We start from the raw sequence: 22,617 nt of genomic DNA on the forward strand, positions 1-22,617 counted from the left end.
ACGGCTGATATGATACATTTTCATCATAATCGCGGTATGTTTTTTGAAAATCGACATACCAGTTAAGCAGACGGTCCAACTTCTACGGAAGCTCTTGCAATGAACGCGCAGAAATTCGTTTCGCCGGACGCCATTCGCTCCGCCTTTTCGGCAGCCATGTCGGCCATGTATAAGGAAGAAGTGCCTGCTTATGGCACGTTGATGGAACTCGTCTCCGATGTGAACGCAAAAGTTCTCGCAGACGACAAGCATCTGCATGAGCGTCTGACGGAAACAGACTCGCTCGAACGCATTTCCGAAGAACGTCACGGTGCCATTCGTTTGGGCACTGCCGATGAGCTTTCCATGATGCGCCGCGCTTTCTCGGTCATGGGCATGTTCCCGGTTGGTTACTACGATTTGAGTGCCGCTGGTGTGCCAGTGCATTCCACCGCCTTCCGCCCGATCGACGATAGCGCACTCAAGCACAATCCGTTCCGTGTTTTCACCTCGCTCCTGCGCCTTGATCTGATCTCTGATGAGAAGCTGCGCGAAGAATCGGACGACGTTCTCGCGAAGCGCCAAATCTTCACGCCGGGCGCAATTGCGCTTGTCGAGAAGGCGGAAGCCAATGGCGGCCTTGATGAAGCTGACGCGAAGACCTTCGTTGCAGAAGTGCTCGAAACATTCCGCTGGCACGATCATGCCAATGTCAGCGCCGAGCTGTACCACCGCCTCCACGATGCGCATCGCCTGATCGCCGACGTTGTTTCCTTCAAGGGACCGCACATCAACCACCTGACACCACGCACGCTCGACATCGACGCCGTGCAGGCCCAGATGCCGGATCGCGGCATTAATCCGAAGGCAGTTGTCGAAGGTCCACCAACCCGCAAATGCCCGATCCTTCTGCGCCAGACCTCGTTCAAGGCCCTGGAAGAAGAAGTTTCGTTCGTCAACGCAGACGGTACCTGGACCCCAGGCTCCCATACTGCCCGTTTCGGTGAAATCGAACAGCGTGGCGTTGCCCTGACGCCAAAGGGCCGTGCGCTTTACGACAAGCTGCTCAACGACACCCGCGCCATTGTCCGCCCAGCGCCTGATGGCTCGAATTCGGCTGAATATGTTAAGGCACTGAGCGACACCTTTGCCGCTTTCCCGGATACATGGGCAGGCATTCGCGAAGAAGCGCTTGGCTATTTCGCCTATTCGGTCAAGGATGCCGCACGTCTTGCAGCTTTCAAACCCGATACCGATATTGAAACTCTGATCGAAGGCGGCGCAGTCCAGTTCGATCCGATCATCTATGAAGACTTCCTACCGGTCAGTGCGGCTGGTATCTTCCAGTCAAATCTGGGCGACGACGATGCGCAGGATTTTGTGGAAAGCCCGAACCAGAAGCGTTTCGAGGAAGACCTTGGCGCCAAAGTTCTTAATGAATTCGAGCATTATGCTCGCATCGAACGCGAATCCATTAGAGCTGTACAGGCCCGCCTGAGCGGTCTTGAAGCAGCAGAATAACTAAGCATTTCCAGCAAAAGTGCGAAGCGGTTTTGCGTCGGACAATGCGTAAATATAAACAACGAGAGCAGTAACTACGAACCCGCTCTAATTTAAACTGCTCTCGTGATTAAGCCGGTTAAGAGGATAAACATGAACACCACTGTTAAAAAGCTCGACGTGAAAAAAGAAGCCGCAGAGCTGCTTTCAAAGCTTGGCGTTGACGCAGCCCTTTACACGTCGGGCGACCTCGCTGGCTTCAGCCCGGTCTCCGGTGAGCAGATCGCATCGGTCAAGACCCACAGCAAGGACGATGCAGTCAAGATCATCGACAAGGCTGATGAAGCATTCCGCGCATGGCGCACCGTTCCAGCGCCAAAGCGTGGCGAACTGATCCGCCTCCTGGGTGAAGAACTCCGCGCTTCCAAGGAAGATCTCGGCCGTCTCGTTTCGCTTGAAGCTGGCAAGATCCCTTCGGAAGGCCTCGGCGAAGTACAGGAAATGATTGACATCTGCGATTTCGCAGTCGGTCTTTCGCGTCAGCTCTACGGTCTCACCATCGCAACCGAACGCGCTGGCCATCGCATGATGGAAACCTGGCATCCGCTTGGCGTTGTCGGCGTTATCTCGGCCTTTAACTTCCCTGTTGCTGTCTGGTCGTGGAATGCTGCGCTGGCCATCGTTTGCGGCAACTCGGTTGTCTGGAAGCCTTCGGAAAAGACTCTTCTGACCGCTCTTGCCTGCGACGCAATCTTCCAGCGCGCGCTCAAGCGTTTCGGTGAAGCGCCAGAAGGCCTTGCGCTGCTTCTGCTCGGCGACCGTGAAGTTGGTGAAGTCCTCGTTGACAGCCCGAAGGTTCCAGTTGTTTCGGCAACCGGTTCGACCCGCATGGGCCGCGAAGTTGGCCCACGTCTTGCAAAGCGTTTTGCGCGTGCGATCCTCGAACTCGGCGGCAACAATGCCGGTATCGTCTGCCCATCGGCAGATCTCGACATGGCACTGCGCGCCATCGCTTTCGGTGCAATGGGCACCGCTGGTCAGCGCTGCACCACACTGCGTCGTCTGTTCGTGCATGAAAGCGTTTACGACGCACTCGTCCCACGTCTGCAAAAGGCTTATGCCAGCGTTACCGTCGGTTCGCCACTTGAAACGACAGCTCTGGTTGGTCCATTGATCGACAAGATTGCTTTCGACAACATGCAGAAGGCGCTCAAGGAAGCAGCCGCTCACGGCGGCAAGGTACAGGGCGGCGAACGCGTCGAAACCGGCCATGAAAACGCTTACTATGTGCGCCCGGCAATCGTGGAAATGCCAAAGCAGGAAGGCCCGGTTCTCGAAGAAACCTTCGCACCGATCCTGTACGTCATGAAGTATTCCGACTTCGACGACGTGCTAGCGAGCCATAACGAAGTTGGCGCAGGCCTGTCCTCGTCGATCTTCACACTCAACCTGCAGGAAGCAGAACGCTTCCTTTCGGTTGAAGGTTCGGATTGCGGCATTGCAAACGTCAATATCGGCACTTCGGGTGCTGAAATCGGCGGCGCATTCGGCGGCGAAAAGGAAACCGGTGGTGGCCGTGAATCGGGTTCCGATGCGTGGAAGGGCTATATGCGCCGCGCAACCAACACCATCAACTACTCGAAGGCTCTGCCGCTCGCACAGGGCGTTTCCTTCGACATCGACTAATCGGTCTCACGATAGATAAAAAGAAACCCCGCTTTTGGCGGGGTTTTTTATTGAGCATAACCAATTTCTCATATTGTGGATAATACACAATAGTTGCATTGCAACAAGTCTGCGCCTCCCGAATAAGCACCAGCATGTTTTCTTATTCACTGCGGGGCGGCATGTCTAAATCGACTTTATCTCTTCTGCTTGGTATTTTGTTCGGCTCTCTTATTTTAAGTGGTTGCAATACCAGCTCGGACCCTACAGCGCTTAACAAAAGCGCGATTGAAAGCGCGCGCAAGACGGAGGGCTATGTCGCTGCGAAAGGTGCTGCAATCGTCGCTCGCGTGACGATTAATGGTAAAATATGCCATCAGGCGAACATTCAATTGCAACCACTGGAGAACGGCCTGTTGGTGCCGCATAATGTTACGAATATCGGGCAAAATTTCAGCTTCGCTGATCTTGGTAAGATTACTCTCAGGATGGCTACCTTGAACATTCCTGGTGTTTTCGACGTATTGGATAGTCAGGATATTCGCGTGTCATTCCAGCCGATAGCACCAGGCGAATATGGCATATCGCGCATCATCTGTAGCTGGGACGCCAATCATCGAAGCGTACTTGAAGCCAGCAGTCGCGGCTTCTTTGGACTGGGCGCGAAAAAATCGCTTGTACCATTGCAACTTGACGGTAAAATTTCGATAAAAAGGGGAGAGATTGTCGACGCTGGCGTTCTTAACATCATCTCCAGCAGCAAGGGACGCGCTATAATTCTGGCATCGCCAGCACCACAATCATATCGCGACACCATCAAACGAAATTTGCCGGAGCTGTATCCGAAAATCACATTCCGACAGTTTAGCCATTAAAGTCTAAACCGGACAATACATGAAAGCATTTCCAGCAGAAGTGCGCAGCCGTTTTGCTGGAAATGCGTAAAAACAATAAGATAGAGCGAGCCAGGCGATCCGATTAACCGCGGCACGCTCTAATCTATCATTTATAAGAGATTCCATCTGACCTTAAATTGATCCAACGCCAGTGCTCATCTCTTAACCCGAAACAGGGTGCCAACAGCCGTCATTAGACGAGTAGCACATACCACGCTCACCCGTCACATCATCATCGTTAGCTGCTTCACACTCGTCCTGTGAGCCATAAAGACATTGGCTATCGAAAGCTAAGTATTTATTTTTGCTGACGCAAAATTTCCATTATAAAGCACCCGCGATGCATTTATAGCTGATGTATTAAAAGTACTGGATGGCACTATGTGCGTGATATTTTCCTGATTCGCATAAACAGGGGTGGAAGCAATCAATGTCAACATTGAAACAATAGATAAAAAATAATTTTTCATAATTTCCTCTTACACATAACATAAATTTTTTATGAATTACTGCTCAAGACATCAATAACAATTTTTCTTCACAACTATTGTAAAAAACCTTCAATAAAAAAGCGACCTATTAGGCCGCTTTTTAAGAGTTATTCAGCTTGGATTTCACCCCACGCGCTCAGATGCGAACGACCCGGGGCTAGCCGGGAAGACGACGGTACGATTGCCGTTGAGGAATGAACGATGATGAATATGCGCGTGAACGGCGCGCGCCAGAACCTGCGCTTCGACATCACGGCCAATGGACACGTAATCGGCAGCACTTTGCGCATGCGTCACGCGCGCCACATCCTGCTCAATGATCGGACCTTCATCAAGATCGGCAGTCACATAATGCGCTGTCGCGCCAATCAGCTTCACACCACGCTCATAAGCCTGCTTGTAAGGGTTTGCCCCCTTAAAGGATGGCAGGAAAGAATGGTGGATATTGATGATCTTGCCCAACATTTGCTGGCAAAGCTGATCGGACAGAACCTGCATATAGCGCGCCAGAACCACCAGTTCCGTGCCCGTGCTCTCAACAATATCCATCAGACGCTGCTCGGCCTCTGGCTTGTTAGCTTTGGTCACGGCAATATGATGGAATGGAATGTCGTGATTAACAACGACCTTCTGATAATCGAAGTGGTTGGACACAACGCCCACAATATCGATCGGCAGCGCACCGATCTTCCAACGATAAAGAAGATCGTTAAGGCAATGGCCAAAACGCGACACCATCAACAGCGTCTTTGTACGGTGGGCATCGTCGTGAAAATCAAAATCCATTGCGAAGGGCGCGGCTATTGCTCCAAATCCTTCGCGCAAGGCTTCGAGTGCAACACCTTCTTCGGAAATAAAGCTGACGCGCATGAAGAAGCGGCCGGTGTCCAGATCGTCGAACTGGGCGCTGTCAATGATGTTACACCCCTTACCCGCAAGATAACCCGAAATAGCAGCAACAATACCGCGCGTGGATTTGCAGGTGACGGTCAAGACAAAATTATGCATCGGAATTCCTCTATTACGCAGGCATAACCACACCGTCCGTTCTACTGTACGATAAGGTGCCAACCATGCCAGAATGCGTAATGCACTGACCGGATTGCGCTATCAAGTCGATAATGCGTTAAGACCTCAAGAAGTGGAGTTAAACCGTCGATGTCACCTTGTTCAGATGACGCGGCTTATCTGGATCATACCCCTTGCGGCGCGTGACCGCCTCAACAATCCGATAATAATTAATGAGCGAAACCAGCGGATCAAGATGACCATTCCCGGTAGATGCAGAAGGCACCCGATGGCCCGGAACGTCGGCATCGCCGAATGAAACAAGGTTTGCACCAAAGGACTTAAGCCTGTTGAGGGCCTGAATGCTTGTTTCAAGCGCCTCATCCTGCGGTATGAACGATAGAATCGGAAAGCCTGGCTCCACCAGCCGCATCGGTCCATGCATCAGCTCTGCAAGCGAGAACGCCTCCGCGTGAATATTGGCCGTTTCCTTCGCTTTAAGCGCCGCCTCAAGCGAAATGGCATAGGCTGTGCCGCGTCCGCCCGTGAACAGTGATTTTGCCTCGACCAGCAAGTCTTCCACCACCGCACGGCCTTCCGGCCTTGTTGCAGCCAAGGCTTCCGGCAGGCGGCTCAAACCATCTTCCAGTCTTGTATCTTGGCTGGCTGCGGCCACCACACCCGAAAGGGCAGCAACAGAGGCAATGAAGGACTTGGTCGCCGCAACGCTTTTCTCTTCGCCCGCATGAAGAGCGAGCACAATATCAGCCCCTTTTGCAAGCGGGCTATCGGTCACGTTTACAACGGCAACAGTCGTCGCTCCTCCATGCTTTGCAGCATCCTGCACCGCAATGATGTCCGGGCTTGCCCCTGATTGCGACACAGTGAAATGCAGCCCCCCCTTCAATCTGAGTTTCGCGCCATAAACGGAAGCCACCGATGGCCCGACAGAGGCAACCGGAATGCCTGTGGCAATCTCCATCAGATACTTGAAAAATGTCGCTGCATGATCGGAAGAGCCACGTGCAGCCGTCGTAATGACTGCGGGCGATTTTTCAAATAGCCGTCCGATCTCAGCAAATGTCCCGGCCTCTGCTGCAAGAAGTTTCGCCACCACGGATGGCGACTGTTCGGTTTCTTGCAGCATCAGGGATGGAACAGTTTGCATGCTTATTCTCCGGATACGTCTTCAGACTCATATCAATGTTGTGGCTGCGGCCCCACCTCTGTTTGATCCGGTTCCTTGACGCGGAACCATGCCACGTAAAGGGCCGGGAGAAACAGAAGCGTAATCGCCGTCCCGGCAATGATTCCGCCCATCATGGCATAGGCCATAGGCCCCCAGAAAACTTCTCGCGCAATCGGAATGAGCGCCAGACTTGCAGCTGCAGCGGTCAATGCAATGGGCCGCATACGATGCTGGCTTGCCTGCACAACCGAATCCCACGGATGCATACCCTCGCTGATATGTTCTTCCACCTGCACGATCAGAATAACCGAGTTACGGATAAGAATGCCGATCAGCGCCAGCACGCCAAGAATGGCAACAAAGCCCAGCGGCTTCCCGCTCGGAAGCAAGGCTGCAACCACGCCAATCAGACCAAGAGGCGCAACTGCAACCACAAGAAACAAGCGCTGAAAACTCTGCAATTGCAGCATCAGAACTGTTGCCATGACAAACAGCATCAGCGGCACAACGGCGATAATCGGCCCCTGACTTTTGCCGCTTTCTTCCACTGTACCCGCCGTCACAATCGAATAACCCGCCGGCAGATTTTCGATGAATTTATTCACCGCAGGCTGCAATTCACTCACAATCGTATCCGGCATTGTATTGTCATTAATACCGGCAGCAACCGTGATGGTTGGAATGCGCGAACGGCGATAGACCACCGGCTGCTCCAGCTCATAATGGAAGTTGGCAATGGCTGCGAGTGGCACGGAGCTGCCGTTGCCGGTTGCGATTTGCAGGCTCTGCAATGTGTCGATGGAATCGCGTTCGTGTTCTTGCGCCCGCACGATGACATCAATCAGATAGATGGAATCACGCACCTGCGTAATCGGAATGCCACCCACCACGCCATTGAGCGTCGTGGCAATATCCTTGGACGAAATGCCAAGCTTGCGCGCCTTGTCCTGCATGACATCCACACGGATAACACGGCCGGGTTCATTCCAGTTGTAACTGACGACACCCAATCGCTTATCTGCATTCATGATGCCGGCAAAGTCCTGCGCGATACCACGCAATTTCTGAATATCAGGCCCGGAGATGCGATATTGTACCGGGCGCCCAACCGGCGGGCCCAGTTCAAGGAACTTCACATACGTATCCGTGCCGACATAATCCTTGCGCAAGGCCTCATCAAATTTTGCCTTTAAACGATCGCGCGCCTCCACGTCCTTGGCAACAACCACCATCTGCCCGAAATAGGGATTGGCAGGTTGCACATCGAAGGAAAGAATAAAGCGGATCGCGCTCTGCCCGATATAAGTGCTCCAGTGATCGACGTCCGGATTATCCTTGAGCATCGTCTGCTCAAAGCGCTCCATCTGCGCCTTGGTATCGGCAATTGAGCTGTTTTGCGGCAAGGTCCAGTCGATCACCAGTTCGGGACGGTCAGACTCCGGGAAGAACTGACGTTCAATAAAGCCCATTCCAAAAACCGAGATGACAAACAAGGCAATCGTCGTCAGAATCGTGATCCACTTATGACGCATCGCCAAAACCAGCGTCTTCGAAAAGGCCTCAAAGAAGCGGCCACGCTTTTCTTCATGGTGCTTCATCTTTTTGGGCAGGAAAGTCACACCCAGAAGCGGCGCAAACAACACGGCCACAATCCAGGAAACAATCAGCGAAACAGCAATCACGACAAAAAGCGTATATGTATATTCACCGGCCTGACTCGTGTTGAGGCCAATCGGTATAAAACCCGCAATCGTCACAAGCGTGCCTGTCAGCATTGGGAAGGCCGTATGCGAATAAACATAGGTCGCAGCCTTGTTGATGGGATCGCCATGCTCCAGCCGCGCTACCATCATCTCAACCGCAATCATCGCATCATCGACCAGAAGTCCCAGCGAAATAATCAGCGCCCCAAGCGACACACGTTGCAGCGAAATATCCATCAACGACATGACAAGGAAGGTGATCGCCAGCACCAGCGGAATGGAAAGCGACACGACAAAACCTGCACGCAGGCCAAGGCTGATAAAGCTCACTGCAAGTACGATGACAACGGCTTCAAACAGCGCTTTGGTAAAGCCGGAGACGGCATCCTGAACAACTTCAGGCTGATCGGCAACCTTGAAAACATTAACGCCAACCGGCAGTTCAGCTTTCACCTGTTCCATCATCGCATCAAGTTTTGCACCAAATTCCAGCAGATTGCCATTTGGTTTCATGCCGATGCCAAGACCAATCGCATCTTGGCCATTAACCCGAAAAATCGCTGATGGCGGATCGACATAGCCGCGCGTAATCGTCGCAACATCGGACAAGCGAAAGAAACGATCATTCACGCGCAGATTGACGGCTCGCAGATCATCTTCAGAGTTGAACTGGCCGCTCACCCGTACGCTGATGCGTTCTGGCCCCGCCTGCACGACACCAGAGGGCGTGATCGCATTCTGATCCTGAAGCGCTTTGAGAATTGCCTGCTGATCAAGACCAAGGGCTGCGACTTGCCGCGTCGAGAATTCGAGATAAATTGCCTCATCCTGCGCACCGATCAGCTCAACCTTACCGGCATTGGGAATGGTGAGGATTTTTGTGCGCACATCTTCGGCATAATCGCGAAGCTGCCGCATCGACAACCCGTCAGCGGTGAAGGCAAAAATATTGCCGAATACATCACCGAACTTATCGTTGTAATAAGGCCCATAAACGCCATCAGGCAAACTTGGCTTGATGTCATCGAGCATGTGCCGCACTTCAGTCCAGGCTTCTGCCACCTGCTTCTTGCGCACTGTCGATTTAAGAAACACAAACACAACCGACTTGCCAGCCGTTGTCACGCTGCGTGTGTAGTCAAGCGTATCAAGCTCTTCGAGCTTCTTTTCAAGCCGGTCTGTGACCTGGTTCATCGTCTCATCGATGGAAGCACCTGGCCAACTTGCCTGAACGACCATCGTCTTGACGGTGAATTCCGGATCTTCGGCGCGACCGAGGTCGAGATAGGACACAAGCCCCGCGACCAGAAACACCATCATAAAATACCACACCAGCGAGCGGTGGTTCAGCGCCCAGTCAGAAAGATTGAAACCTTTTTTCACAGGCTGCTTCCCCTTGCATCCAACTGGACTTTTTGACCTTCTTCAAGCTGGTGCACACCAGCCGTCGCCACATAGCTTCCCACCTCCACATTGTTTGCCAGAAAACTGTCGGCGCGGCGCTCGACAAGCTCAACCTCGTGAAGACTTACAGTTTGCGTTTTTGGATCAATTACCCAGATTGCAGTTTTTCCGTCTTTTTCAAACAATGCCTGTATCGGCAAAGTGACATGATCTTTCTGAGCGCTTGCAAGCCCTGCCCGAATTGTTGCGCCAAGGCGGAAACCTTCCGGCGGATTATCAAGCGCAATCCGAACACGGCGCGTGCGGGTCTGCGCGTCTGCTTGCGGCGCCACCTCGCGCACTCTGCCAAGACCTGTCACGCTCGGATCCGCCTGCAACTGAACATGAAAAGGCGTACCGGCCGCAAAATAATCACGCATACTGTCGGGAATATCGAGAACTGCTTCGCGAATATCGGGGCGTGCAACCGTCATCACGGCTTGTCCTGCGGCCACAACCTGACCAACTTCTGCATTGGTGGCAGAGACGACACCATCAAAATCCGGGCTCAAAACAGCATACCCACGCTGATCTTCCGCCTTGCGTAAGCCTGCCTGCGCTTTTTCAAGTCCGGCTTCAGCACTGTCACGCGCCTGCTTTGCTGCATCGTAATCGGCTTGCGAAATGTTATTGCCCTTAAGCAGAATATGCAGGCGTTCTTCGCTACCGGCAGCATTGGCAAACTGAGCCTGCGCGCTTGCAAGGTCGGCTTTTGCCGATTGCACCGCAAGATCAAGCGTCGCAGGATCAAGCATGGCGACCGTCTCGCCTTTTTTCACCAGATCGCCGATACTAACAGGCCGCGCAATGATGCGACCAAGCACCCGAAACGCCAGATTTATTGAATAACGCGGCTCAATGGAACCGGCAAAGCTGGTTTGCGTTTCAGGCTTTGACGCAGCAATTGTGTAAAGCACGGGACGAACAGGCTCAGTCCCTGCTGTTTGATCGTCCTCCTTGCCACAGGCTGCAATTGTCAAAAGTGCAGCGAAAAAAACGAAGGCGCAGCAGAGTTTCAGCATCGGTTTCATTGCGCGCCCGCTCCTTCCAGACCCTGCATGATCTCTGTCTGGGCACCAGAACGCAGCAATTGCGCGCCCTTGGTGACAACAAGGTCTCCGGCATTCAGACCAGATGCAACAATCACCCGCTCCTTTTCAAACGCCAGCACCCGAACAGGAGCCAGCGTTGCAAGCTTGGTCTTCTTGTCCACCCGCCACACAGCCGTTTTCCCGGCATCCGATGTCATCACGCTCCACGGCAAAATGAAAACCTGCTGACCATCCATATGAACCGTGCCGGTCACAATCGCGCCGAGTGCCATTTGCGCTGGCACCTCTGAGATACCAACCTTCACGCGCACAGTGCCTGTCTGCGCATCGACCACCGGAGAGATTTCACGAATACTTCCTTCGGTTTTAACATTTTCATCGGAAAGCAGGCCCAGTGTCACGCCCATGCCAATTTTGGCATGGTTGACCAACGTTTCCTGAACATCGAAAATCGCGTCACGTGCACCGTCTTCGGCAATTGAAAACGCGGTTTGTGCGGCCTGCACAACCTGCCCGCTCTCCACATTGCGCGCGGTTACAACACCGGCAGCCGGAGCGCGAAGCTCTGTGTAAGACAACTCGTCACGCGCATTGCTCAACTGGCTTTCAGCATTGGAAAGCGTACTTTGTGCCGTGCGTAAAACCTGTTGTGCCTGATCAAACTGGCTGCGCGTGGTAAACCCCTGCCCCAGCAAAGTCTGCTGACGTTTAAAACTGGCTTCTGCCTGAACGAGCTGCGCTTTTGCAGCATCCTGCGAGGCTTGTGCAACGCGCATATTGGCCTTTTGCTCGGCATTATCGATCCGGGCAAGAACCTCGCCTTTATCAACATGCTGACCAATCTCAACAAGGCGCTCGACAACCTGTCCATTCAGGCGAAAGGATACATTGACCAGAGAACGGGCAGCAACAGCCCCCGACAGCGTCAATTGCGGCTGGTAATCGACCAGCTTGCTTTCAATCACAGCGACCGGAATCGTTCCGCTCATTTCAGAATGCGCCACAAAGCCCGAAGCCAGAACCGCAGCGGCCGCAATAAGGACACGCGCGATTGCTTTGCACACCCTCCGCCCACCATGAACAAGGAGAAGAACTCTTGCGGCCATTTAACGATTCTCACTGTTTTTTCGCAGGCACAATGCAACCAAAAGGTTGCCGTTAAAAGCAGGCTTTATAAACATAATTAATGATAGAAAATTATAATTGCACCTCTTCGACAAGCCGGTGACCGACAGCGCTCAGCTCGTAACGGGTGCGTTGCGTTCGCTCGTCTCTTTGGCGGATGCGAAGAGAGCCGCCCTCTGCACCAAGCGTCACAAGCTCCCGCAACACAAGCGCATGCGCAACGCCAAATATCCGTGAAAAACTGCGGCTGTCCGATGCAATATCGCGTGCTGCGGCAGCAAGAATACCCGCGCCGAGCCGTGAAATTTTACCTGATGCCGCCTCAAGTGCATCGACCAGCGCCATATAATCGGCTTCTTCGCTCACGCGCGCACCGCCTGCACAGGACGAAATGACACGATAACCGATTTTGATGTCGGCGTATCGCTTCCGTCACCTGCACTGCCAAGTGGCACAAGGACATTCATCTCGGGATAATAACCGGCAATACAGCCACGCGGTATATCATAAGGCACAAAGCAGAAATTGCGCGCGACCCGTTCAATCCCATCATCAAAATCACCGACAATATCGGCCCGATCACCCGCTTCAACGCCAATATCCGACATATCGGCAGGGTTCATGAACACGACCTGTCGTTCGCCGTAAACGCCGCGATAGCGGTCATCCATGCCATAAATGGTCGTGTTATACTGGTCATGGCTGCGGAAGGTTTGCAGAACATAACGCCCCGGCTTATCACGTGCCTGCTGGTGCTCAACGGCTTCCGGCAGCGCACCGCTCCAGAATGTCGCCTTGCCTTTGGGCGTTGCCCATTCGAGTTCGCGCGCGCTGTTGCGCAAATGAAAGCCGCGCGGCACGCGAACGCGCGCATTGAAATCATAGAAATCAGGCAGCACCCGCGCTATATGATTGCGGATCAGATCATAATCATCAGCCAGTTCAAGCCAATTAACCGGCTTTGGCCCCAATGTTGCATTGGCCAGACCGGCAATGATCGCAACCTCTGAACGCAGCAACGGCGATGCGGGTTTATTAATGCCCCCCGATCCATGAACCATGCTCATGGAATCCTCAACAGTCACAATCTGCGCAACGCCTTTGGAATTGAGATCAATTTCCGTGCGTCCAAGGCATGGCAGGATAAAGGAATCCTCTCCCGGCACAAGATGCGAATGATTAAGCTTGGTCGCGATATGCACGGTCAGCCTTTGACCGGATAATGCCTTGGCAATCATCGGGCTGTCCGGTGTTGCGCGCGCAAAATTGCCACCAAGGCCGATAAATGCCTTTGCCGAGCCATCAAGCATCGCACCAATCGCGGCCAGCACATTGTGCCCCGGCGCACGTGGTGCGCTGAAACCAAATTCTTTTTCAAGCGCATCAAGAAACGCTGCTGACGGCTTTTCATTGATGCCAACCGTGCGATCACCCTGCACATTGGAGTGGCCGCGAACAGGGCAAAGCCCGGCACCGGGCTTACCGATATTGCCGCGCAACAGCATGAAATTGGTGATTTCACGGATCGTGATCACCGAATGGCGGTGCTGCGTAATGCCCATCGCCCATGTGCAAATAACCTTGTCAGCCTGCATATAAATGCGTGCTGCGTGTTCAAGCGACGGACGCAGCAAACCGGACTGGTCTTCAATTTCCTCCCAGGTCGTCGCATCAACAGCCTTGCGATAGGCTTCAAACTCTGCCGTATGTTGTGCGAGAAACGCCCGGTCGAGAACCGAAGGCTCTCCGGCGGCAAGTGCTATATCATCGGCGGCAAACACAGCCTTTGCCATGCCGCGGAATGCCGCAAGATCACCCCCAAGACGCGGTTGATAATAGTCGCTTGCAATGGCTTCGCTGCCGCCATGCATCATTTCAAGTTTGTCCTGCGGATCAGAGAACCGCTCAAGGCCACGCTCGCGCACTGGGTTGAACACCACAATCTGCGCACCACGCTCCGCTGCGCGACGCAGATCGCCCAGCATCCGCGGATGGTTGGTACCGGGGTTCTGGCCGACCACGAAAATCGCATCGGCCTGCTCGAAATCTTCAAGCAGAACCGTCCCTTTGCCAACACCAACCGATTGCGTCAGAGCCACACCGCTGGCCTCGTGGCACATGTTGGAGCAGTCGGGGAAATTATTGGTGCCATAAGAGCGCACAAAAAGCTGGTAGAGAAAAGCGGCCTCATTGGAAGCACGGCCCGATGTGTAGAATTCAACCCGATCAGGGCTGTCAAAGCTTTTGAGAATATTGCCAATGGCAGCAAAAGCCTCATCCCATTCAACGGCTTCGTATGTATCAGTCGCCGCGTTGTAACGCATCGGATGCGTAAGGCGGCCCGTGTTTTCCAGCGCATAATCCGTCCATGCGCGCAGTTCGGACACCGTATGCTCGGTGAAAAATTTCGGTGTTGTGCGCCGCTCCGTCGCTTCCCAAGCGACAGCCTTCACGCCATTTTCACAAAACTCAAAGGAAGAGCCGTGTTCCGGGTCGCCCCATGCGCAGCCGGGGCAATCAAAACCGTCAGGCTGATTGGCCTTGAGAAGGGCGCGCGCACCTGTCAGCGGTGCACCGCTGGCCAGCAATTGCTTGCCACAGCTTTTCAACGCACCCCATCCGCCGGCAGCACTCGACTTCTTGCCAATAAATCTGGTGTCGTGAGTTTTGCTCATTTTGCTATCCTCGACTGCACAGCGTTTCAGCCCAACCTTTTATGTACAACAATGCTATTTTTTTCAGGCTATTGACCTTCAATATGCGTCAAAAATGGCCGCTAATTCTCACAAGCTTATCTGTACGTCATAGCATATGGCATCGATATCTCAGTCACAAAAGCCAGTAGATAGTATAGTTGAAAGAGAGATGTGATCAAATAACCGAGAGTGAACAACCAACGCCTGTTGGATCGCTCTTGATTTCCCTGAAACAATCAGTCATTCGACTGGTAAACAAAACTGACCACAAAGGGAGAGACCATGCCCAACATCGTCGAGATCGCTGATCTGAAGCGACTTGCCAAGCGCCGCGTCCCAAAAATGTTTTTCGACTATGCGGATTCAGGGGCTTGGACGGAATCGACTTATCGCGCCAACGAAGCTGATTTTGCGAAGATCAAGCTTCGCCAGCGCGTGCTGGTTGATATGACCAACCGTTCGCTTGAAACGACGATGATCGGCGAAAAAGTCTCAATGCCAGTGGCAATTGCCCCGACAGGCCTCACCGGCATGCAGCATGCAGACGGTGAAATGCTGGCCGCACAGGCTGCTGAGGCTTTCGGTGTTCCTTTCACCCTTTCAACCATGAGCATCTGCTCAATCGAAGATGTGGCCTCTGTGACCAAAAAGCCTTTCTGGTTCCAGCTCTACGTCATGCGGGATCGCGAATTTGTCAAAAACCTGATCAGCCGTGCCAAAGCGGCTGGTTGCTCGGCTTTGGTGCTGACACTTGATCTGCAAATCCTTGGCCAGCGCCACAAGGACCTGCGCAACGGACTTTCCGCGCCGCCAAAATTTACCCCAAAGCATATCTGGCAGATGGCGACCCGGCCCGGCTGGTGCATTGGCATGATGGGCACACAGCGCCGGACCTTCCGCAACATCGCAGGCCATGCAAAGAATGTAACGGATCTGTCCTCCCTTTCTGTATGGACGAATGAACAGTTTGATCCCCAGCTCAACTGGAACGATGTTGCATGGATCAAGGAACAATGGGGCGGCAAGCTGATCCTCAAAGGCATCCTTGATGTGCAAGACGCACAGATGGCAGCCAAAACCGGTGCCGACGCCATCATCGTTTCCAATCATGGTGGCCGCCAGTTGGACGGTGCCGCTTCATCCATTTCCATGCTTAAGCCGATTGTCGATGCGGTCGGCGACAAGATCGAAGTGCATATGGATGGTGGCATCCGCTCCGGGCAAGATGTGCTCAAAGCGCGTGCGCTCGGTGCTCAGGGTGTCTTTATTGGCCGTCCATTCCTTTACGGACTTGGTGCCATGGGCAAGGAAGGCGTTACACTCGCGCTGGAAATCATCCGCAAGGAGCTCGACATCACCATGGCGTTGTGCGGCAAGCGCAACATCGATGATATTGATCATTCAATAATAAAATCGGCGGACTTCAAGTAAAAAATATAGACACCGTATTTTAAAAAAACATTTAAAAACAAACAGATAACGCGGCGGTTTGATTGCATCAGATCGCCGCTGCGAAACTTATTCTTTACAACCCGCACTACATATTTAGCACTCCCTAATAGAAAGTAACATTAACTTAAGCATATTCATTTACCATCTTCAGCTAACGGTTCTGGGGCCGACATTGGTTTATTTTGGAGTTGGTTAGATGAAAAATGTTTCCGCGATTGCGCTCATGGCATGTGGGATGCTGATCGCTGTAAATGGAGCGCACGCAGCTGACATTATTCTTGACGATCCGGTTGTTGCGCCGGCTCCATTGCCTGTCGCTGCGGGTTGGTACATTCGCGGTGATATCGGCTATAATTTCAAAAACAAGACTGACGGCGATTGGGCCTTCTGGAATCAGTTTGACCCACATTATCGCGGCATTGATGACAATCTGCGTTATGACGATTTCAAACTCAAAGGCGGCGCTTCATACGGTCTCGGTGTTGGCTATCGCTTTAATGAAATGCTGCGTACCGATGCCACACTGGATTTCTTCCGTGCCGGCATCAACGGACGGACCGCCTGCCCAAGCTACATCAAATCTGCCAAGGGCTTTAATCCCGTCGAAGACAATTGCAATTACGAAGATAACTCGACAGCAAATATCTGGACAGCCATGGCCAACGCCTATGTTGATCTTGGCAAGGTTGGCGGCCTGACACCTTATGTCGGTGCGGGGCTTGGCGCAGCATTCGTCAAATACGACACATGGAAAACCCATGAAGTTTGCGCGGGCTGCTCTTACACAAGCGATAAGGACGGACTGGACAGCTGGCGTTTTGCAATGGCTCTGATGGCCGGTGTCAGCTACGATCTCACCGACCAGCTCAAACTTGATGTTGGCTATCGCTATCTGCGTGTCAATGGCGGCAAAGCTTATGCGTTCGATGCGGCAGATCAGAGCACAAACCCTTACGGCAATGCGGTCGGCCCCGGCGCAACAGGCGCACAGGCACGCGATAACGGCTTTAACCTCCATACTGTCCGCGCCGGTCTTCGTTACGAATTCCGCTAAAACAAGCGTATGATCATCACGAAAAGCCCGGCCCTGCGCCGGGCTTTTTCATGCACGACTTGTGGGCGCTTTTGACAAAAGCACGGTGCGGATCGCAAAGCTCGAATGAATGCGCGCAACGCCGGGGAGCCGCGAGAGAATTTCCTTATGAATGACTTCATAAGAAGCCGCATTCTCTGCCTCAACCCGCAGAATATAGTCGGCATCCCCCGTCATGAGATAACATTCCTGCACTTCAGGATGGCGGCGCACCGCCTCTTCAAAGCGGTTGAGATATTCTTCCGTCTGCCGGTCCAGCGTGATGCGCACAATGGCGACAAGCCGCTCATCGCCGCCTGAAGACCCGACAATGGCGGTATATCCGCGAATGACACCGCTTTCCTCCAAAATCTGCACGCGCCTGAGACAGGCCGACTGTGACAGCCCCACTTCGCCTGCAAGCTGGCTATTGGTCATACGACCATCGCGCCTGAGAGAGCGGATGATATTGCGGTCTATGCTATCCAGTATGGCCATGCAGAATCTTCAACTCAAAAGCTAATAAGTGCGCAAATCATGCAAAAATTCGCATATTATGCGAAAAATTGCAAAAACATTCGAATAGTCTTCGACTATCATGATCGCTATTGTTTTGGAGGCAATCCATTATGGCCTTTGCTTTCCGCAACAATCAGCTTTTTGGGGGGAAGCGGATCAGTCCTGTTCATCCCGCAATCATTTGAGTGAACTGGAAATGACCGATATGTCGATGCATTTTTCCCAGACCGAACACGACCTTGCTGCGGGTGGCATATTAACGATCGACCTTGCGGCTCTGCGTCATAATTATTCGACAATTTCCAGTCGCATCGCCCCCACGCGCACCGCCGCTGTGGTGAAGGCTGATGCTTATGGCCTTGGTGCAAATCGCGTCGCACCGGCTTTTTATGAAGCAGGCTGCCGCGATTTCTTCGTCGCCCATCTGGGCGAAGCCATTTCGCTCCGGCCTTTTCTCAATCCGGATGCAACGCTTTACGTGCTCAATGGCCTTCAACCCGGCACAGAAGCTGCCTGCGCACGCGAGAAAATCCTGCCGGTTCTCAACTCGCTGGAACAGATTGAAAACTGGTCGGCACTGGCTGCAAGCTTGAACGAAAAACTGCCCGCTTTGCTGCAAATCGATACCGGCATGTCGCGTCTTGGCCTGTCGGCCAAAGAACTTGACCAACTGGTCAATGACCAGCATCTGCTCGACCATATCGATGTCAAATTTGTCATCAGCCATCTGGCGAGCGGCGATGAGCCGCAAAATCCGGCCAATGCCCGCCAGCTTGCAGCCATGAATGCAGCGCTCGCGCGTCTGCCAAAACTGCCCGTGGCATTTTCAAATTCCGGCGGCTGCTTCCTTGATCAGATTTATCACTTCAATCTCGCTCGTCCCGGTGTCGCCCTTTATGGCGTCGGCCCGGACGCCCGCGAAAATCCAATCCGCCCCGTGCTCGAACTATCCGCACGCGTCATTCAGGTGCGCGATATCGACAAGGGCGCAGCGGTCGGCTATGGCGGCACCTTTATCGCAGAAAAACCCATGCGCATTGCAACCATTGCAGTCGGCTATGCCGATGGCTGGTTCCGCTCTTTGAGCAACAAAGGATCGGCCTTTTATGATGACACGCACCTGCCGATTGTCGGGCGCGTTTCGATGGATTCCATCACGCTTGATGTCACGGCCCTGCCGGAAGACACGCTCAAGCTCGGCAGTCTGGTTGAACTCGTCGGCCCGCATCAACGGCTTGAAGATGTGGCGCGGGATTGCGACACAATTCCTTATGAAATTCTCACATCATTAGGCCACCGCTATGCCCGCGTTTACAACGATAGCGAAGCCGGCACACACGCATAATAATAAGAGGCGAACATGCATATCATCATTCTGGGCAGCGGCGTTGTTGGCGTCACAACGGCCTATTATCTGGCCAAGCTTGGCCACGAAGTCACTGTCGTTGACCGTGAAGAAGGCCCTGCGCTGGAAACAAGTTTCGCCAATGCCGGTCAGGTGTCGCCAGGCTATGCTTCACCTTGGGCCGCACCCGGCATTCCGCTGAAAGCCGCAAAATGGCTGTTTCAGAAACATGCGCCGCTGATTCTGCGCCTGAGCTCTGATCCAAAGCAGTATAGCTGGCTGTTGCAGATGCTCGCCAACTGCACAGAGAGCCGCTACAAGGTCAATAAAAGCCGTATGGTCCGCGTGGCCGAATATAGCCGTGATTGCCTTATCGCGCTGCGCGATGAGACTGGCATTCAATATGACCAGCGCATGCAGGGCACCTTGCAGCTGTTCCGCGAACAGTATCAGCTCGACGGCATCGGCAAAGATATTGAAGTGCTGCGTCAGGATGGCGTGCCGTTTGAAGTGCTCGACCGCGAAGACTGCGTGCGCATTGAGCCTGCTCTGGCGCGCGCCCGCGATAAATTCGTCGGCGGCCTGCGCCTGCCAAATGATGAGACCGGAGACTGCTTCAAATTCACCAATGAACTGGCGAAAATTGCCGAAGGCCTTGGCGTCAAGTTCCGTTTCGGCGTCGATATCAAATCGCTTTTGCTGACAGGTGGAAAAGTCTCCGGTGTCGAAACGTCGGAAGGCATTCTGACAGCTGATCGTTATGTTGTGGCGCTCGGCAGCTACACGCCCGCACTGGTCAAGTCGCTTGGCCTGAACGCTCCAATCTATCCGGTCAAAGGCTATTCGATCACCGCTCCGATCATCAATGAAGAACTGGCGCCGGTCTCGACCGTGCTTGATGAAAGCTACAAGATTGCCATCACCCGCCTTGGCGACCGCATCCGCGTGGGCGGGATGGCCGAAGTCTCCGGCTTTACCAAAGATCTGCCGGCAGCACGTCGCGCAACGCTTGATCTGTCGGTGAGCGACCTGTTCCCCGGCGGCGATCTCAAGGCTGCAACCTTCTGGTCGGGCCTGCGTCCCATGACGCCGGATTCAACGCCGATCATCGGCGCAACCCGCTACGAAAACGTATTTATCAATGCGGGCCACGGCACACTTGGCTGGACCATGGGCCCCGGCTCCGGCAAGCTTCTCGCAGATCTTATTTCCGGCAACAAACCGGACATTCAGGCCGACGATTTAAGCATCGCCCGCTACTCATAAGCTGAACACTATCAAAAACTTGGTGGTGTGCAGGCGCTCACCACCTCGCAAGCCACCGGTCCCACGCATTTGAACCGATGCGGTAGCTTGCTTGAGAAATAATAGGCATCACCCGGGCCAAGAATGCGGCGCTCGCTGCCGACCGTCACTTCGATGCGGCCGGAAATGACGATTCCCCCCTCCTCGCCTTCATGCATGAGCAGAACCTTGCCGGTATCCGATCCAGGTTCATAACGCTCTTTGAGGATTTGCAGCGAACGCGCAAAGAGGTGATCACCCACCTGCCGATAGGAAATCGGCCCCTTGCCGATCTCCACCAGCTCATCCGCCTGATAGAAAACCTTATGCGGCGCATCCGGTTCCAGCGCGAAAAATTCGGCCATTCCGATAGGAATTCCATCCAGAATGCGCTTTAATGCACCAACTGATGGATTGGACTGATTGGCTTCGATCAGCGATATGGTGGAATTGGTCACGCCAGCCCGTTTTGCAAGCTCTCGCTGAGACAGATTCTGCCGCATGCGCACATAGCGAAGCCTGCCACCAATATCGATGCTCATCGACACGTCCTCTTACTGTTTATGATGTTCGATATATCACAAACTTCCATTTCGAAGCACGAAATTTCAATGCTTTAATTTTCATAAGAAAAGGACTTGTTGCCTTCGAGAAAGCATGTCCTGTTGGTCGAAAATAGGAGGTTCTAATGCTTAACAACACCAACGCGCCAAGCCTTGATAACTTCTGGATGCCGTTCACAGCGAACCGCCAGTTCAAGGCCGCTCCACGCCTGCTCGCAAGCGCTTCGGGCATGTATTACACCGATGTCGACGGCAATCAGGTTCTCGATGGCACGGCTGGCCTTTGGTGCTGCAATGCCGGTCACGGCCGCAAGCGCATCACGGAAGCCGTCGAGCGCCAGATCTCGACCATGGACTTCGCGCCAACCTTCCAGATGGGCCACAACATCGCTTTCGACTTTGCTGAAAAGCTCGCAGCCATGGCGCCCGGCGGCCCGGATGCCAAGCTGGACCGCGTGTTCTTCACCAATTCGGGCTCGGAATCGGTTGATACCGCTCTCAAGATCGCCATCGCCTATCAGCGCGCCATCGGTCAGGGCACCCGTACCCTCGTGATCGGCCGTGAAAAAGGTTATCACGGCGTTGGCTTCGGTGGCATTTCTGTCGGCGGTCTCGTCAACAACCGCCGCGTCTTCCCGCAAATCCCTGCCGACCATATGCGCCATACGCTTGATGTTGGCCGCAATGCATTCTCCAAAGGTCTGCCGGAGCACGGCATTGAGCTTGCAGACGATCTGGAACGTCTGGTTCAGTTACACGGCGCAGAAAAGATTGCCGCCGTCATCGTTGAACCAATGTCCGGTTCCGCCGGTGTCGTTCTGCCACCAAAGGGCTATCTCGAACGCATCCGCGCAACCGCTGACAAGCACGGCATTCTGGTGATCTATGATGAAGTCATCACCGGCTTCGGACGCCTCGGCACACCATTTGCTGTCGATTATTTCGGCGTCAAGCCTGATCTCGTCACCACCGCCAAGGGCCTGACAAACGGCGCAATTCCAATGGGTGCTGTCTTTGCAAGCCGTGCGGTGCATGACGCATTGATGACCGGCCCGGAAAACGCCATCGAGCTGTTCCACGGCTACACCTATTCCGGCCATCCGGTTGCCTGTGCTGCCGGTCTCGCAACGCTTGAAATCTACGCCGAAGAAGGCCTGCTTACCCGCGGCGCTGAACTGGCCGAGCATTGGCAGAACGCACTTCATTCGCTCAAAGACGCACCAAATGTCATCGACATCCGCAACTTGGGCCTCGTTGGCGCAATCGAACTGTCGTCACGCGAAGGCGCCATCGGCGCACGCGCTTACGATGTCTTTGTCGATTGCTTCAAGAAGGGTCTCCTGATCCGCGTCACCGGCGATGTGATCGCGCTTTCGCCACCGCTCATCGTGGAAAAGGAACAGATCGACACCATCGTTTCCATGATTGGAGATGCGTTAAAACGCGCGGCCTGATCACCACCCAGATTAAGCCGCAACTTGGCCGCCGCTTTCCCCTGCGGCGGCTTTTTCATGAATCACATTCTTCGTTGAAGTCGATAAACCGTTCTGAAACCGATTATTTTAGCGCACCATTCTTAAAAGCAGGCCAAAGCTGAAATAACATTACGTTACATGCCTGTCTTTGGCTCTTTGG

General features: G+C 53.6%; 17 protein-coding genes. 8 read left to right on the plus strand and 9 right to left on the minus strand.

Features of this window, described 5'->3' with window-relative positions; all coding sequences use genetic code 11:
- Nucleotides 1-99 precede the first annotated feature (99 nt).
- The 3 genes from hglS to ABE530_RS06595 all read left to right on the plus strand — a co-directional run bounded on the left by hglS (nucleotide 100) and on the right by ABE530_RS06595 (nucleotide 4,019).
- Nucleotides 100-1,500, plus strand: coding sequence for a 2-oxoadipate dioxygenase/decarboxylase HglS (gene hglS / locus ABE530_RS06585; RefSeq protein WP_499694010.1), 1,401 nt, complete (start codon nucleotides 100-102; stop codon nucleotides 1,498-1,500).
- Between the two features lie 132 nt (nucleotides 1,501-1,632).
- Nucleotides 1,633-3,165, plus strand: coding sequence for an L-piperidine-6-carboxylate dehydrogenase (gene amaB / locus ABE530_RS06590; RefSeq protein ID WP_499694011.1), 1,533 nt, complete (start codon nucleotides 1,633-1,635; stop codon nucleotides 3,163-3,165).
- Nucleotides 3,166-3,326: 161 nt separating this feature from the next.
- On the plus strand, nucleotides 3,327-4,019 hold the full coding sequence (locus ABE530_RS06595; protein WP_499694012.1) for a hypothetical protein: 693 nt from the start codon (nucleotides 3,327-3,329) through the stop codon (nucleotides 4,017-4,019).
- Between the two features lie 635 nt (nucleotides 4,020-4,654).
- Here ABE530_RS06595 and purU read toward each other — a convergent pair.
- The 7 genes from purU to ABE530_RS06630 form a co-directional block, all read right to left on the minus strand.
- Nucleotides 4,655-5,539: a formyltetrahydrofolate deformylase gene (gene purU / locus ABE530_RS06600; RefSeq protein WP_265985649.1), complete on the minus strand. Its 885-nt coding sequence runs from the start codon at nucleotides 5,537-5,539 to the stop codon at nucleotides 4,655-4,657.
- Between the two features lie 139 nt (nucleotides 5,540-5,678).
- Nucleotides 5,679-6,707 (minus strand): SIS domain-containing protein, encoded by a 1,029-nt coding sequence (locus ABE530_RS06605; protein ID WP_499694013.1) that lies wholly within the window; start codon nucleotides 6,705-6,707, stop codon nucleotides 5,679-5,681.
- Nucleotides 6,708-6,739: 32 nt separating this feature from the next.
- Entirely contained in the window at nucleotides 6,740-9,814 is a 3,075-nt protein-coding gene (locus tag ABE530_RS06610; RefSeq protein ID WP_265985651.1) for an efflux RND transporter permease subunit, read from the minus strand.
- Nucleotides 9,811-10,905, minus strand: a complete 1,095-nt coding sequence (locus ABE530_RS06615) for an efflux RND transporter periplasmic adaptor subunit (protein WP_499694014.1) — start codon at nucleotides 10,903-10,905, stop codon at nucleotides 9,811-9,813. The genes ABE530_RS06610 and ABE530_RS06615 overlap by 4 nt, the downstream gene beginning before the upstream one ends.
- Nucleotides 10,902-12,032, minus strand: coding sequence for an efflux RND transporter periplasmic adaptor subunit (locus tag ABE530_RS06620; RefSeq protein WP_499694015.1), 1,131 nt, complete (start codon nucleotides 12,030-12,032; stop codon nucleotides 10,902-10,904). The genes ABE530_RS06615 and ABE530_RS06620 overlap by 4 nt, the downstream gene beginning before the upstream one ends.
- A 91-nt stretch (nucleotides 12,033-12,123) precedes the next feature.
- Nucleotides 12,124-12,396 (minus strand): hypothetical protein, encoded by a 273-nt coding sequence (locus tag ABE530_RS06625; protein WP_265985710.1) that lies wholly within the window; start codon nucleotides 12,394-12,396, stop codon nucleotides 12,124-12,126.
- Nucleotides 12,397-12,413: 17 nt separating this feature from the next.
- Complete coding sequence (locus ABE530_RS06630; RefSeq protein ID WP_499694016.1) at nucleotides 12,414-14,726, minus strand: FdhF/YdeP family oxidoreductase; 2,313 nt, start codon at nucleotides 14,724-14,726, stop codon at nucleotides 12,414-12,416.
- 303 nt (nucleotides 14,727-15,029) lie between these two features.
- Here ABE530_RS06630 and ABE530_RS06635 point away from each other — a divergent pair, with 303 nt between their 5' ends.
- Nucleotides 15,030-16,178, plus strand: coding sequence for an alpha-hydroxy acid oxidase (locus ABE530_RS06635; protein ID WP_499694017.1), 1,149 nt, complete (start codon nucleotides 15,030-15,032; stop codon nucleotides 16,176-16,178).
- Nucleotides 16,179-16,395: 217 nt separating this feature from the next.
- On the plus strand, nucleotides 16,396-17,253 hold the full coding sequence (locus ABE530_RS06640) for an outer membrane protein (RefSeq protein ID WP_499694018.1): 858 nt from the start codon (nucleotides 16,396-16,398) through the stop codon (nucleotides 17,251-17,253).
- Between the two features lie 48 nt (nucleotides 17,254-17,301).
- Here ABE530_RS06640 and ABE530_RS06645 read toward each other — a convergent pair whose 3' ends face one another.
- Nucleotides 17,302-17,769 (minus strand): Lrp/AsnC family transcriptional regulator, encoded by a 468-nt coding sequence (locus tag ABE530_RS06645; RefSeq protein ID WP_499694019.1) that lies wholly within the window; start codon nucleotides 17,767-17,769, stop codon nucleotides 17,302-17,304.
- A gap of 217 nt (nucleotides 17,770-17,986) precedes the next feature.
- Between ABE530_RS06645 and alr the strand changes: the two genes are divergently transcribed.
- Both alr and ABE530_RS06655 read left to right on the plus strand, forming a co-directional pair.
- Nucleotides 17,987-19,135, plus strand: coding sequence for an alanine racemase (gene alr, locus ABE530_RS06650; protein ID WP_499694020.1), 1,149 nt, complete (start codon nucleotides 17,987-17,989; stop codon nucleotides 19,133-19,135).
- A gap of 15 nt (nucleotides 19,136-19,150) precedes the next feature.
- The gene (locus ABE530_RS06655) at nucleotides 19,151-20,401 is read left to right on the plus strand and encodes a D-amino acid dehydrogenase (protein ID WP_499694021.1); all 1,251 of its coding nucleotides are present in this window, start codon (nucleotides 19,151-19,153) and stop codon (nucleotides 20,399-20,401) included.
- Between the two features lie 11 nt (nucleotides 20,402-20,412).
- On the opposite strand, the gene ABE530_RS06660 is transcribed toward ABE530_RS06655, so the two are convergent.
- Nucleotides 20,413-20,961 carry a cupin domain-containing protein gene (locus ABE530_RS06660; protein WP_007876209.1) on the minus strand — a complete coding sequence of 183 codons (549 nt, stop codon included), beginning with the start codon at nucleotides 20,959-20,961 and terminating at the stop codon, nucleotides 20,413-20,415.
- A gap of 146 nt (nucleotides 20,962-21,107) precedes the next feature.
- Here ABE530_RS06660 and aptA point away from each other — a divergent pair, with 146 nt between their 5' ends.
- The gene (aptA, locus tag ABE530_RS06665; protein ID WP_499694022.1) at nucleotides 21,108-22,436 is read left to right on the plus strand and encodes an omega-aminotransferase AptA; all 1,329 of its coding nucleotides are present in this window, start codon (nucleotides 21,108-21,110) and stop codon (nucleotides 22,434-22,436) included.
- Nucleotides 22,437-22,617: the final 181 nt, after the last annotated feature.

It is taken from the genome of Brucella sp. TWI559 (assembly GCF_039674265.1).
In the GTDB taxonomy this organism is placed as follows: domain Bacteria; phylum Pseudomonadota; class Alphaproteobacteria; order Rhizobiales; family Rhizobiaceae; genus Brucella; species Brucella chromiisoli.